Origin of the sequence: uncultured Lacinutrix sp. (assembly GCF_947500325.1) — a bacterium.
GTDB lineage: Bacteria > Bacteroidota > Bacteroidia > Flavobacteriales > Flavobacteriaceae > Lacinutrix.
The window spans coordinates 215946-229354 of the sequence record NZ_CANMRQ010000004.1 but is presented as its reverse complement, the minus strand read 5'-3'; the positions used below and the strand labels follow the sequence as shown (position 1 = coordinate 229354).

Annotated in this window: 10 protein-coding genes; 3 read left to right on the top strand and 7 right to left on the bottom strand. The window is 29.6% G+C overall.

The genetic code is table 11. The features are described from left to right. Positions 1-48 precede the first annotated feature (48 nt). From Q0997_RS07505 to Q0997_RS07495, 3 genes are all read right to left on the bottom strand, one after another. Entirely contained in the window at positions 49-2868 is a 2820-nt protein-coding gene (locus Q0997_RS07505; protein WP_299886839.1) for an ankyrin repeat domain-containing protein, read from the bottom strand. After that, on the bottom strand, positions 2865-3236 hold the full coding sequence (locus Q0997_RS07500) for a BlaI/MecI/CopY family transcriptional regulator (RefSeq protein WP_299886836.1): 372 nt from the start codon (positions 3234-3236) through the stop codon (positions 2865-2867). The genes Q0997_RS07505 and Q0997_RS07500 overlap by 4 nt, the downstream gene beginning before the upstream one ends. A 161-nt stretch (positions 3237-3397) precedes the next feature. Then, positions 3398-3964: a DUF4251 domain-containing protein gene (locus Q0997_RS07495; protein ID WP_299886833.1), complete on the bottom strand. Its 567-nt coding sequence runs from the start codon at positions 3962-3964 to the stop codon at positions 3398-3400. A gap of 277 nt (positions 3965-4241) precedes the next feature. Between Q0997_RS07495 and raiA the strand changes: the two genes are divergently transcribed. After that, positions 4242-4610, top strand: a complete 369-nt coding sequence (raiA, locus tag Q0997_RS07490) for a ribosome-associated translation inhibitor RaiA (RefSeq protein WP_367180209.1) — start codon at positions 4242-4244, stop codon at positions 4608-4610. Between the two features lie 78 nt (positions 4611-4688). Here raiA and Q0997_RS07485 read toward each other — a convergent pair whose 3' ends face one another. The 4 genes from Q0997_RS07485 to Q0997_RS07470 form a co-directional block, all read right to left on the bottom strand. Continuing rightward, complete coding sequence (locus Q0997_RS07485; RefSeq protein WP_299886830.1) at positions 4689-6602, bottom strand: hypothetical protein; 1914 nt, start codon at positions 6600-6602, stop codon at positions 4689-4691. A 181-nt stretch (positions 6603-6783) separates the two neighbouring features. Then, positions 6784-8016, bottom strand: coding sequence for a class I SAM-dependent rRNA methyltransferase (locus Q0997_RS07480; RefSeq protein WP_299886827.1), 1233 nt, complete (start codon positions 8014-8016; stop codon positions 6784-6786). Positions 8017-8021: 5 nt separating this feature from the next. Then, positions 8022-9143 carry a DEAD/DEAH box helicase gene (locus tag Q0997_RS07475; RefSeq protein WP_299886823.1) on the bottom strand — a complete coding sequence of 374 codons (1122 nt, stop codon included), beginning with the start codon at positions 9141-9143 and terminating at the stop codon, positions 8022-8024. A gap of 97 nt (positions 9144-9240) precedes the next feature. Continuing rightward, positions 9241-10794: a DEAD/DEAH box helicase gene (locus Q0997_RS07470; RefSeq protein WP_299886819.1), complete on the bottom strand. Its 1554-nt coding sequence runs from the start codon at positions 10792-10794 to the stop codon at positions 9241-9243. A gap of 113 nt (positions 10795-10907) precedes the next feature. Between Q0997_RS07470 and Q0997_RS07465 the strand changes: the two genes are divergently transcribed. Both Q0997_RS07465 and Q0997_RS07460 read left to right on the top strand, forming a co-directional pair. Beyond that, complete coding sequence (locus Q0997_RS07465) at positions 10908-11720, top strand: DUF1853 family protein (protein WP_299886816.1); 813 nt, start codon at positions 10908-10910, stop codon at positions 11718-11720. Positions 11721-11831: 111 nt separating this feature from the next. Then, entirely contained in the window at positions 11832-13406 is a 1575-nt protein-coding gene (locus Q0997_RS07460; protein ID WP_299886813.1) for a DUF4139 domain-containing protein, read from the top strand. The last annotated feature ends 3 nt before the right edge of the window (positions 13407-13409 follow it).

Here is a 13409-nt window from a genome sequence, read left to right as displayed (position 1 = left end):
CAGCACTGTTGATTATTGATTTGATTGATGAATTTTGATATTTAAAACTTAGTTGCCATAAATATGTTTAGCGCCTTTAGACAAAAGGTAGTCAACAATATCATCATGTCTATTTCTAGATGCAGCAGATAGCGCTGTGCCTTGTCCATTACTATATAAATTAATATTTGCCCCTTTTTCAACTAACAGTTTCACAGTATCCATTAAGCCGTTTCTTGCAGCTGCATTTAAAGCAGAACCTTGTCCATTATTTTGAAGGTTAATATCTGCGCCTTTAGACAGTAAGTAAACGATAACTTTATTATGTCCGTTTCTGGCTGCCGCATTTAAAGCAGAACCTTGTCCATTGTTTTGTAAATTAATATCTGCGCCTTTTTCTATAAGTAGTTTAACAGTTTCAAGATGTCCATTTCTGGCTGCGGCATTTAAAGCAGAACCTTGTCCATTGGTTTGTGCATTAATATTTGCTCCTTTTGATAATAGAAGTTTTACAGTATCTATTAAACCATTTCGAGCGGCTGTATTTAGAGCAGAACCTTGGCCATCATTTTGGGAATTAATATCAGCTCCCTTTTCAATTAAATAAATAATACTTTCTTTTGAACTGTTTTTTGCTGCTGAAATTAATGGAGAGCCATGACTATTTGTATTGTTATTAATATCTGCTCCATTATTTATAAGATATTCCATAGTAGCTTTATGACGATTATTAGCTGCAGCATTAACAGCGCTACCTTGATTTGATGTTGTTTTATTAACATTTGCTCCTTTTGCAACTAGAAACTCAACAGTTTTTAAATGCCCGTTATTAGACGCTGCTATTAGAGCTGTACCTTGATTAGGTGATACTTTGTCGATTTTTGCTCCTTTTGAAATTAAATAACTTAACGTTTTCAAGTGTCCATTATTGGCTGCAGCAATTAAAGGAGTGCCTTGATTTGGTGAGATTTTATTTATTTGAGCATTCTTAGATACTAAGTATTTTACTGTTTCTAATTGACCATTATTAGCTGCTGCAATAAGCGCATTGCCTTGATTTGGAGAGATGAAATTTACGTCCATACCTTTATTAACCAAAAACTTAACGGCTTCTGTATTATTAGAATGTGCAGCAGCAATTAGTGCATTACCTTGATTTGGTGAGTAATGGTTAATATCTGCGCCTTCAGAAATAAGATACTTCATGACATTAAGATGGCCATTACTTGAAGCTGCAATTAACGCATTGCCTTGATTAGGAAATGTACGATTAATATCTGCGCCTTTAGACACAAGGTATTTTACTATATTTAAATGCCCGTATTCTGAAGCTGTAATTAAAGGCGTACCATCTCCTTGTACATTTAGTTTTACATCTGCACCCTTTTCTACTAATAACTTAGCTATTTCAAGATATCCATATCTAGCAGCTGAGAATAATGGTGATTTCGGTTTTTGATACCTCATATAGTTTCCGCTAGATTGATCCACATTATATCCAGGATTTGGATCTATACAATTTACATTTGTTGATGTCAATAATGCTCTAACCTTTTTGATATCATCAATTCCAATGGCTTGTAATAATGCTCTACATTCTATGTTAGAAGCCGTATCTTCTATAGAATTGTCAATGGCATTTAAGGTTTCGGTAGTTGTACCATTAGCATCAGATATTACAATATTGCCAGTGGTGTCTACTTTTAAATCTGCGCCTTCCTTAAGTTTTGTTTTTACTGAAGTTAATCTCTTATACTCAGAATTTTCAATATATTCAATACAAGCTGGATCTAAATTAATTAAGATTTCCTTGAGTTTAGCAACGTCTTTTTCTTCTAAAGCTATTTTAAAAGCTTCACAATCTGAGAAATATTCAGGTTCAGATGCTTTTTCTACATCTGTTAGAATAGTATGTTCTATAGTTGGTTGTTCTGGCTGCCCAAATGCCTCATAAGGCTTATTGAGTAACAATAATAGTGCGAAAAACATTGGAAATGTAAAAGCATATTTCCAATAACTGTGTGGGTTTGATTTTTTACTGTTCATTTTTAATATTCGTTGTTTGATTAATGATTGATTGTAATTTGTTGTGATTGTTAAAGGTTTGTTGTAAGTGGCAATTTTTAAAAGATTCATTTGGTAACTATCTTTTTCAGTAGTGTTAGTATCGATAAGCAAGTGATCAGTTTGATATTCGATATTCTTCTCTACCTCTTTTCTAAATAACCAGATAAAAGGATTAAACCATAGTAGTATCACAGCGATTTCAGAAAGTAATAAATCTATACTATGGCGTTTTTTTACATGAATTTTTTCGTGAGCAATAATTTGTTCGTAGATTTCAAACTCATATTGTTCTGGGTTAATAAATATATAGTTGAAAAAAGAACAAGGTTCTTTAGTATTAGTAGAATTTATAATAATACTATCTACATCTTTAATTTTATCTTTAGACCGTATTACTTTAAATATTAAATTTCCAATCTGGGCTAGTAGATTTATACTTAATACAATTACACCAAAAATATAGGCGATTAAAATCCAGTCTAAAACACTTCGCGAAGGTTTTACATCTACAACATTCATTTCAGATTGTTTTTCTGCAGTTATTTCTATTGGACTAATGTTTTGGTTTGTATTTGGGTCTATAGCTTCAACAACTTCATTATTTAATTGTTCTGAAATTGATGGCTCAAGTAATTCGGAAACGAAACCTTGATTTTGAACTAATTTAGGTAGTGATACAAATGGTATTGTAAAAGTTAATACAAGACCTAAAATTAAATACATTCTATTTGTAGAAAAGAAACTTTCTTTTTCAATTAAAATCTTATAAAACCCCAAAACTATAATAAGAATTAGTGCCGTTTTTATTAAAAGAGTAATCATGATTTTTTAGATTTATTGGATTTAATAATATCTATTAATTCAGATAATTCATCTTCAGAAAGATTTTCCTCTTTTGCAAAATAGGCCATCATTTTTGGAAAAGAATTTCCAAAAAACTTCTTCTTTATGTTACCAAGATTATTATCTCTATACTCTTCAAATTCTGCTACAGGACTGTATTGATGAGTGTTTCCTATTTTTTTAGATTTCAAAACACCTTTTTTTACTAAAATTTTAATAATAGTTGCTACAGAATTATAATGCGGCTTTGGTTCTGGTAATTTTTCAATAACATCTCTTATAAAAGCTGTTTTTAATTCCCATATAATTTGCATTATTTGATCCTCTCTTTTAGTCAGTTTTTCCATTGGTGATATGCTTTACTTTTCAAAACTACTAAAAAATTAGTATAACTACTAAAAAATTAGTAATTATTTTTTATTTGTAAGATTTTACACACCATAAATGGGGATAAAATTAACTAATAATAATAAGAATGTATTTATATTTAGTTAAGCTGTTAATAGAGTTATAGAGATGCTTGAGCTTCAACAAGTGCTTTAGCATGGCCATCATATTCTATAGAGCTTCTATGTGAACTACTAATATAAATAGTGCTAGATAAATTATTAAAGAGCTTAATATTTACCTTATAATGCTCTGATGATTTATGTTTAGATCTTATATTGAATTTAATGTAATAGTTACCATTTTTACCTTTAGATATCTTAAGGTTTTTAGGTACATCATCAAAAGCTACTGCAACAGCATTATTAGTATAGACGCCTCCAACACGTTGCTCACCATAATATGGAAGATTAGCAACTACTCTTCCTTCTTTCATACGAAAGTAATTGTTACTATTTGATATATTTATATTACTTGACGAACTGCCTATTGGAAATAGACCTGAATTTTGAATTTGTCTAAATGATCCAGTTACTTGGGGTTGAGCCCAATCACATTTTATTTCAAAATATTTATTTTCTATAAGGTTGTCAATTTTTTCTGTTTGAAATGTATTCAATTCATGTTTTGTAACCGAGCAACTAAAAAATAGTATAGCGTTTAATAAGAGTATTATATGTTTTTTCATTTTATTAATATTTTTTTAAGTCACTTCTATAAAATACAAAAAAATAAAAACAAGTCGTTGATTTTTAACATATTATTGTTTTATTACACTATTATGAGTTATTTAAGAAAATATAGTGTGTTATTAAAGCTTTATATATTTTATAATAGGAGTACAATAAATTTATCGAATGTTTGAAATTTATTGCATAAGCCTAAAAATAAGATAATTAGTATTTATTGAGGATGTATATACGAAATGAATGAAAAAAAAACCAACTAGATAAACGTCATAAATATTGGTTAAAGCACTAGTTTTTGATTTAGATTTAGTATATTTAAGTATAACTAAAAAACAAGAAATTATGACAGTGAACTATGAATATGATGGCGTAACAGCTAGCTCAGAATTAGAAGATTATGTAAAAGGGAAATTAGAAAAGTTATTTAATAAATATGAATTTGTACATAGAGCAGATGTGTTTTTTAAGACAGAAAACATAAGTAGTAGAGATGGGAAAATGAAAACGTCTATTCGTTTAAGTGCTCCAGGGCCACAATTATTTGCAGAAAATGCTACAGAATCATTTCATAAAAGTGCCTCTGAAACAATTTCAGCTTTAGAACGGCAATTAAATAAACGAAAAGATGCTATGCAAACACATTAAATTATAATACTTAAAACAAAAAAGCCACAGAAATGTGGCTTTTTTGTTTTAAGTATTAATGTCTATTAGAAGAATTAATTAATCTTCCTTAGTCTTATTAATATAAAAAGGATCGACACTTTGGATACATGATATAATCTGCTCGTCTGTTAACTTATAAAGTTGTGCAATTGGCTGTTTCTTAAAATCGTAATTCTTAATTTTATTCCTATTTCTTTTAATATAGTTCTCTAAAACTTCTAAGATCATTTTATTAGATTGTCCTGTTGGTGTAGAACTTACTCCAACAAGGATATTTGCTAATTCTAATTTTGGTGCCTTGCTAAATGCTATTTGGGACAAGCGTCCTCTATATTCAATTTTTGCAGAACCTAAAGCTCTATAATCGTCCCCAAGTACTAGCCTATCAATACAATGTCTGCCTTCGTGTGCAAACATAGTAGCATTGTCTCTATGTAACTCATATTGTTCTATAAATTTTAGTTGTAATTCTATATCATTTAAACCAGTTGCTACCAATTTACTGTATATTGAATCTAAAGCATCTAATTCTATCTTTTTAGATACTTCAGATCGAATTATCTTAATATCTGTACTTAATGTAGATGTTAATAGATTTGTAGCTATGCTTTCTTCAATTTTCTTTCTTTTTACCTTATCCGTTACTTTATCCCAAGCATCAATTGCTAAGTAGTTAAACATACTCTTAATGCGTAAGAAACCACTTGAAAGTGCATAGCCTCCAGCACCTCTATTCTCCCAAAACCAACTTGGATAACCATTAGATATCATCATATCTAACTCTGTAAAAGTGAAATCTGCACCTTTACCATATTGCTCTACATGTCTAATACGTTCATTAACAATATGACCAAACACTAAACCTACTTGTCTTGATGAGCTAGAGCCAGCAATAATAAATACACTACCAAATTTTGATCTAATTAAATCCCTAAAATTATTTAGACTAAAACTATCTTTTTTAGTTTCCGAAGCTAATAATGTTTTGTATAACTTTTTATTTAAAGCTCTTAAACCATTTATAAAATCATCAGAATTATAGGTATCTATGCTTACTAATCTATAATACTCATTAGTAAATATTTTCACATCTTCTATGTAGTTAGCATATGTAATAATCTTAGTTGTAGATGATTTTGTTTTTATATCCTTGAATTTAAAGATCTTAGCGAGTACTTTTGCGTAAGTGTAGAATCTAGACCTACCTAATCCTTCTATTAATGTTTCTTGTTGGGGAGTAGTTAATTTAGTATCATCCCAATATGGAAGTATAGTATTTAATTGTTTAGCAGATGGTTTAAGAAAATCATACACGCTATTTACATTAGTAAATCTATAATAAGATAACCAGGCTTTCATTGCCAAGTTTCCTTGTTTTAACAATAGGGAAATACCTAATAATATATTAGAAGCATTAACATTTGTCGGGTTTTCTTCTAAAAGTGCATTTAATATTAATGAAGCCTCTTTTAGTTTTGTAGTATCATAATTTTTATCTGAAAAAATATTGTGTATTGCTTCATCTAAGATAACTTTACAATATTTATATTTTGAATAGCTTTTATCTGCTTTAGATTCTGATAATAAAATAGCTTTTTTGCCAGCTTTTAAAGCTTCTTTAAAATGATTTGACTCTACTTCTACTCTCAATAGTTTTAGCCAAGTTTCAGACCTGTAATCACCTATACTATCTGCTAAATACAAACGATTTTTAGCTTTTTTATAATTTTTATAAAATTTCCAGTCTATAATTGCTAATTCACGTAAAGCTTTACATCTATCTTTTTTATTAGCTTTAGTAGTATTTACTACTGTTTCAAATAGTTGTTTTGCGTCGTTTAGCTTTAAAGCATTGTATGCTTGATAAGCTGCTTGTAAGTTAGGATTTTCTTTATTGTCTTGTGTGTAAATTTTATTCGATATAAAAAAAAGACTTAATAATAGTATTGCTTGTTTTATTGTTACATTCATAATCAACTTATATAGAATACAAATATAACTAAATATAGGTTCTTTATGCTTATATGGAAAGAATTTATGCCTATTTAATAAGTGGATTAATAATAAATATTAATTTAAAACTCTAATAAACAGCGGTTTAATATATTGTAAAATATAAGAATGTGGTAAGTGTAAATGTATAAGTGATTAATTAATCGTTAAAACGATAATAACCACATTTTAAATACGCACCTTCGGGAAAGCCAATTGGATGATCGCTATCATGATGTGTTTTTAAAATAATTTCAAAAGACCTAGAACCTTCTCGTAATGCTTGGCTATTAATATCAAAGAATGTTTGAGCTAAAATTCTTGAAGAACATGAAGCTAGTACTAGCAATCCATTTTTAGCAGTTAGTTTAATACCTAATTGCGCTAATTGTGCATACTTTTTCTTTGCTAAATCTATTTCAGTTTGCTGTTTTGCAAAACTTGGCGGATCTATTACAACAACATCAAAAGTTTCATTATTTGCTATCATACGTTTCATAGCAACAAAAGCATCATCTGCAATAGTTGTATGTGTTCCTGAGTATGAATTTAATTTTCCATTTTGATAAGCAATTTGCAATGCTTGCTTGCTAATATCAAGACTTGTAACAGATGTTGCTCCATTTGCTAGAGCATGAACAGAAAAACCGCCGGCATAAGAAAAGACATCTAATACAGATTTTCCTTTACTCCACGCTCCTACTTGTTTTCTATTATGTCTATGATCTAAGAAATAGCCTGTTTTATGACCTTTTATAACATTTGCAGAAAAATGAACATCGTGTTCTATAAAGTGTACTACTTCATCTTCTAAAACGCCAAAAACGACTGCTCCATTTTTTAGATTATGCAATTTAGATTGCTCTAGGCTACGGCTAAGTCTTATAACTATGGTCGCTACACTTGAAACTGCTTGTAAACTTTCTAAAATAGATTCTAAATACGGCAACCATATTTCAGAATATAATTTAACGACTAAAACAGAATTATAAACATCAGCAATAAGGCCAGGAAAGCCGTCATTTTCTCCAAAAAGTAACCTGTAACTTGTAGTATTCGTTTGTAATAAATTATAACGTTTAGCAAATGCGTCTTCAATTTTAGCTTTAAAAAAGTCAGCATTTATTGTTACTGGTGTAGTACCACTATGCAACATTTTAATTCTTATTGGAGAATTTGCATCATACAAACCAAGACCAATAACTTTATTTTTATTTTTCCCAAAAATAATAGCTAAATCACCACTTTTAGCACCATCATTTATTTTAGTGATATTATTAGAAAACACCCAAGGATGTCCTTGTGAAACAAACTGCTCGCCTTTCGAATTTAGCTTGACTGCTAGTCGTTTAGGGGTGTTATTTGAAGTGATGCTTTTAGGGAATTGAGGCATTGTAATTATAGTGTCAATTCTTTAATTTTTATGCCTAATGCTTTTTCTACATCTTGAACACGCTGTAATTCATTTGGTAATACCAAAGCTATTGATTCTCCTGTTTTTCCTGCTCTTGCGGTTCTGCCACTTCGGTGTGTATAATATTCTAAATGTTCTGGTAATTGATGGTGTAATACATAAGCAAGGTTATCTACATCTATACCACGTGCAGAAACATCTGTAGATATTAATATTTGAAGATTAGTGTTTTTAAAAGCACGCATAACCTTATCTCTTTCTTTTTGCGTCATATCGCCTTCTAATGCATCAACATTAAAACCTTCTTTTTGTAATTGTTGTTTTAATGCCTGAGTACCAGCTTTAGTTCTGCAAAATATAATTCCACGAGCTTCTTCTCTATCTTCTAATAACCGAATTAATGTATTGGGTTTGTTGCCTATTGAGGTTTGCACAAAATGATGAGAAATATTTGCATTTACAATGCTGTTTCTGTCTATTTCTATACGTGCTGCATCTTGAGAGATATAGCGTTTAACAATACTTTTTAAATCTTCAGGCATAGTAGCAGAAAATAACCAAGTATTGCGAGCGTTTTTGTTAGTAGCATCTAAAATAGTGTTTAAGTCTTTTTTAAAACCCATACTTAACATTTCATCTGCTTCGTCTAAAATTAAACTGTTTATATATTTTAAATCAATAATATTTTTGTCTAATAAATCTACTAATCTTCCTGGTGTTGCAACTATAACATGAGTTGCCCTACGTAAATTACGAATTTGAATATCTATTTTTTCGCCGCCATATACACCTTCAACAAAAATCTTTTTGTCATTATATTTAGTGAATTTAAAAAGCTGTTTTTTTATTTGTTGTACTAATTCTCGTGTTGGCGCTATAATTAAGCCTTGAACAACATTTTTGTTTGCATCGATTTTATGTAATAAAGGTAATCCAAATGCAGCAGTTTTCCCAGTGCCAGTTTGAGCTAAACCTACAAAATCTGTCTTAGAGTTGATTAAGATAGGGATTGCTTGTTTTTGAATTTCAGTTGGTATCTTAATACCTATTTCTTTAAGTGATTTTATATAGTTATTGCGTATACCTAAGTCTTTAAAAGTACTCATAATTGTTTACTGTTAAGGGTTTGTTTGTGTTTTGAGTACTCTATTACTTTTATTAGTTTGAGTAAGTACTGCAAACTGTTATACTATTAACCAAATACTAATCTTCTGGCGGAAACCCATGAATGGTTTCGTAAATATCATCAAAATTTGCTCTTAAATAAGCATTTAATTTTTTCTTATAATCGTCTTTTAACCATTCTACAAAGTTAAAAGTACTTTTGCTAATACATTTTGTATAACGTTGAATACGGTAATCTATATCGTCTTTTAGTAATTTAGCTAAAGCTAATGCATCCCAAAGGTCTTCACTGTTTTCTGTACAAATATAGGCGTGATGATGTATAGAACGCTCTAAAATTACTTTAGAAGAATCTCCTTCTCTAACAGATTGAATGTACATAGCTTTAATATCGAAATATACATCCTTAGATTTTGCAAACTCAGCGCGTAAATCGTCTGGCATCTCATATCTAAAGTTACTTTCTAGATCTTCATCACTTAAAATACCATCTAAGTAGAAATTTGGAGATCTAAATATTTTGTGCCAATCTAAATCACTTCCCCAAGGTCCAAAACGATGTAAATTGTTACCTAAATCAATAACTGTAAATTTACTTTTGTTTTTAAGTATACGTGATCCACGACCAATCATTTGGTAATATAATGTAAGTGATTTGGTTGCTCTGTTTAGTATAATAGAATCTACGGTTGGCTCATCAAAACCAGTTGTTAAAATACTTACAGAGGTTAAAATGGCATCTGGTGTTTCTTTAAACCATTTTAAGATGGCTTTACGCTCCTTTTTTGTGTTGTTATTATCAAGATGTGCTACAGGATAACCAGCACGTCTAAAGGTATCATATACATGTAATGAAGTATTTATACCATTATTAAAGATTAATGTCTTTTTTCCTTTACAACGTTCTTCATAAGCCTGAATAAGCTTAGTAAGCATGTCTGTATTAGTATATAAATCTTCAGACGATTTTACTGTATAATCACCATTAGCTCCTACAATTAAAGAAGTTAATCCAACATTGTATGAATAGATTTCGGCACGCGCCAAAAATTCATTTTCTATTAAAGATTGTATTGTTTCACCAACAATTAACTCATTATAATTGTCTTTCATTGGTAGATTTATATTACTACTCAATGGTGTTGCTGTTACTCCTAGTATAAATGATTTCTCAAAAAACTTAAATAGTTTAGTAAATGAATTGTAATGCGCCTCATCAATAATAACTAAACCTATATCTGAGATGTCGAGTTTGTCATCATTTAAACGATTGTTTAAAGTCTCTACCATGGCTACAAAACAATTGTAATCATGTTGATCACTTAAATCTGCTTTAGAATCAACAATTTTATTGCTAACACCAAATTCTGTAAGCATATTTGAGGTTTGTTTACATAGCTCAATTCTATGTGTCATTACTAAAACCTGCTTTTTGTGATGCTTTAAATATTGTCTAACAATTTCAGAGAAAATAACTGTTTTTCCTCCACCAGTAGGCAATTGATATAACAAGTGATAATCTTCTGGTGCTTCTTCAAAACACTTAAAAATCTTATTTATAGCTCCTTTTTGATAGCTATATAAACTTTTCCCTTCTTTACGTTCTTCTAGTTCTAAAGTTGTAACTGACATTTACTATAATCGTTTTTTTGGAATTTTGAGATGTGCAAAAATACAACGAATTAAAGGCTTTAAACGAATTATTATTAAAAAAGTTTTATAAATGATTACTTTTAAATCTAAATATGAATAAAAAAACTGATAATATTCAAGCTCAATTTAGCGGATTTTATAATACATCTCACCTTTTTTTAAAGTCAATTTTTGGGATGCAACCATTACTAAAACCTAAAGGAAAATGTCCAGTTTTTATTGGTGTTGGATTAGATAAAATACGACTTGGACAGCGCGTAGAACGTTTTGTAACTACCGAATTGTTAGAGTTTAATGACATTACTATTCTTTGTGAAAATCCACAAATACAAACAGAAAAAAAACATACCATTGGAGAATTAGATTGTTTGTTTTTAGATGGAGATCAACCTGTTCATTTAGAAATTCAATTTAAATATTATCTATATGATGAGGCTTTAGGAGACACAGAAATAGAGCATTGTATTGGTCCTATGCGACGAGATTCGTTAATAGAAAAACTAAACAAACTTAAAGAAAAACAGTTACCACTACTCTATGCTAAAGAAACTAAACCATTGTTAAAAAGTTTAAAACTTAAAGCAGAGTATTTTGAACAGCGAATATATTTTAAAGCACAACTTTTTATACCCTATGAAAAAAAAGTCGAGCTAAAAGTTTTAAACCCTAATTGTATTTGCGGCTTTTATTTTAAGTATTCCGAATTATCAAAATTTAAAGATTACAAATTTTATAAACCAAAGAAGACAGATTGGTTGTTAGATGTTACACAAAATGTATCATGGAAAACTTATGATAAGATATTACCAGAATTAATTATATATGAAGCTGAAAAATACTCACCAATGTTATGGCTCAAAACTAGAAATGGCGAGATTAATAAGTGTTTTGTTGTGGCTTGGTAATTTCTTCACTAATTAAAACAGGTGGTTCACTCATTCAGTTTAGTAGTTTACTCAATTATGTTTATTCTTAAAACATGACTTTTATAGATTTAGTAAAAAATTAAAGAAGTCATGAATAAATTATTTTGCTTATTACTCGTTTTTACTTGTTTAAATCTTAATGCACAAACAGAAGTATCTTCAAAAATTGAATATGTAAAAGTGTTTAGACATAATGCTCAAATTACTAGAAATACAACATTTACTACTAAAACTGGAATGCAAGAGCTTGTACTTACAGGTATTTCTACTTCAATTAACCCATCCAGTTTGCAAATAAAGTTTAATAATACTGATGTTACACTAGTTTCTGCTAAATATGAAAACAACTATTTAGTATCTAAAGTTAACAACCCTAAAATTGAAACCCTAAAGAAGCAATTAGAATCATTGGGTGAGGAATTGTCATGGATAAGCGATCGAAGAACTGGTTTAATAGGTATGGAAACAATACTTAAAAAAAATCAAGATTTAAGTGCTTCAGGTTTTACGCCTCAACAAGTTATAGAGCTTACTTCTGTTTACAATACGAAGTTTTTAGAAATTAGAAAAAAACTAAAAGCATTAGCTAAAGAAGAACTACCTATTAATGAGAAAATAGAGAAAATAAACCAACAATTAATAGAGTTAAATGCAAAGTTTAATAAGCCAAGTGGTAACATAATCCTTCTAGTAGATGCTAAAAAAGTCGAAAAGATAAAATTAAATTGTAGGTATATTGTTGGTAATGTTGGTTGGACTCCTTTATATGATTTGCGTTCTAGCGGCATAACAGAAAATGTAAAACTAACATACAAGGCTAATATTTATCAAAATACTGGTTTAGATTGGGAAGATGTAAACATAATAGTTTCTACTGGGAATCCGTCTCAAAATAATAACAGACCTATTTTAATGCCTTTATATGCTAATGTGTTTCAACCAATACAATATAAACAAGAAAAAGTAGCAGAGCTTGATGAAGTAGTTGTTACAACAAATATGGCTTATGGAAAAAGTAAAAGTTATGTAAACCCTTCAGCTGTTTCTGAGAACCAGTTAAGTATAGATTTTAATATTTTAAATAAACAATCAATTACTACAGATGGAAAAGAGAATTTAGTAGTCTTAAAAAACTACGAACTTCCTACAGAATATGTATACCATACTGTGCCTAAGCTAAATAAAGGTGCATTTTTGCTTGCTAAAGTAAAAGATTGGAGTCAGTATAATCTTGTGTCTGGAGAGGCTAACATTTTTTTTGAAGGCGCTTTTGTAGGAACCTCAAATATAAACCCTCAAGTTACTGCAGAGTCTTTATTAATTTCAATGGGACGAGATAATAGTATTGTTGTAGAGCGTACACCAATAAAAGAGTATACATCTTCTAAATTTATAGGTAGTAATAAAAAAGAAACCATTGGTTATGATTTGGTTGTAAAGAATAAAAAAGCTGTAGCAATAGATATCGAGGTTTTGGACCAAATCCCTGTGTCGCAAAATAAGATCATTCAAATAGTATTAGAAGAAAAAGGAACTGCAGAGTATACCGAAGATTTGGGAAAACTGTTGTGGACACTAAACTTAAAGCCAAGAGAAACTAAGGTGGAGAAATTTATTTATACTATTAAATACCCAAAGAGCAAATCTATAGCAGGCACAAAATAATTT

Bases quoted from the DNA above. Each gene is read 5' to 3' on its own strand.
- Q0997_RS07475 (WP_299886823.1), bottom strand. From the start codon at position 9,143: ATGAGTACTTTTAAAGACTTAGGTATACGCAATAACTATATAAAATCA.
- Q0997_RS07505 (WP_299886839.1), bottom strand. From the start codon at position 2,868: ATGATTACTCTTTTAATAAAAACGGCACTAATTCTTATTATAGTTTTG.
- Q0997_RS07460 (WP_299886813.1), top strand. From the start codon at position 11,832: ATGAATAAATTATTTTGCTTATTACTCGTTTTTACTTGTTTAAATCTT.
- Q0997_RS07470 (WP_299886819.1), bottom strand. From the start codon at position 10,794: ATGTCAGTTACAACTTTAGAACTAGAAGAACGTAAAGAAGGGAAAAGT.
- Q0997_RS07500 (WP_299886836.1), bottom strand. From the start codon at position 3,236: ATGGAAAAACTGACTAAAAGAGAGGATCAAATAATGCAAATTATATGG.
- Q0997_RS07480 (WP_299886827.1), bottom strand. From the start codon at position 8,016: ATGCCTCAATTCCCTAAAAGCATCACTTCAAATAACACCCCTAAACGA.
- Q0997_RS07485 (WP_299886830.1), bottom strand. From the start codon at position 6,602: ATGAATGTAACAATAAAACAAGCAATACTATTATTAAGTCTTTTTTTT.
- Q0997_RS07495 (WP_299886833.1), bottom strand. From the start codon at position 3,964: ATGAAAAAACATATAATACTCTTATTAAACGCTATACTATTTTTTAGT.
- Q0997_RS07465 (WP_299886816.1), top strand. From the start codon at position 10,908: ATGAATAAAAAAACTGATAATATTCAAGCTCAATTTAGCGGATTTTAT.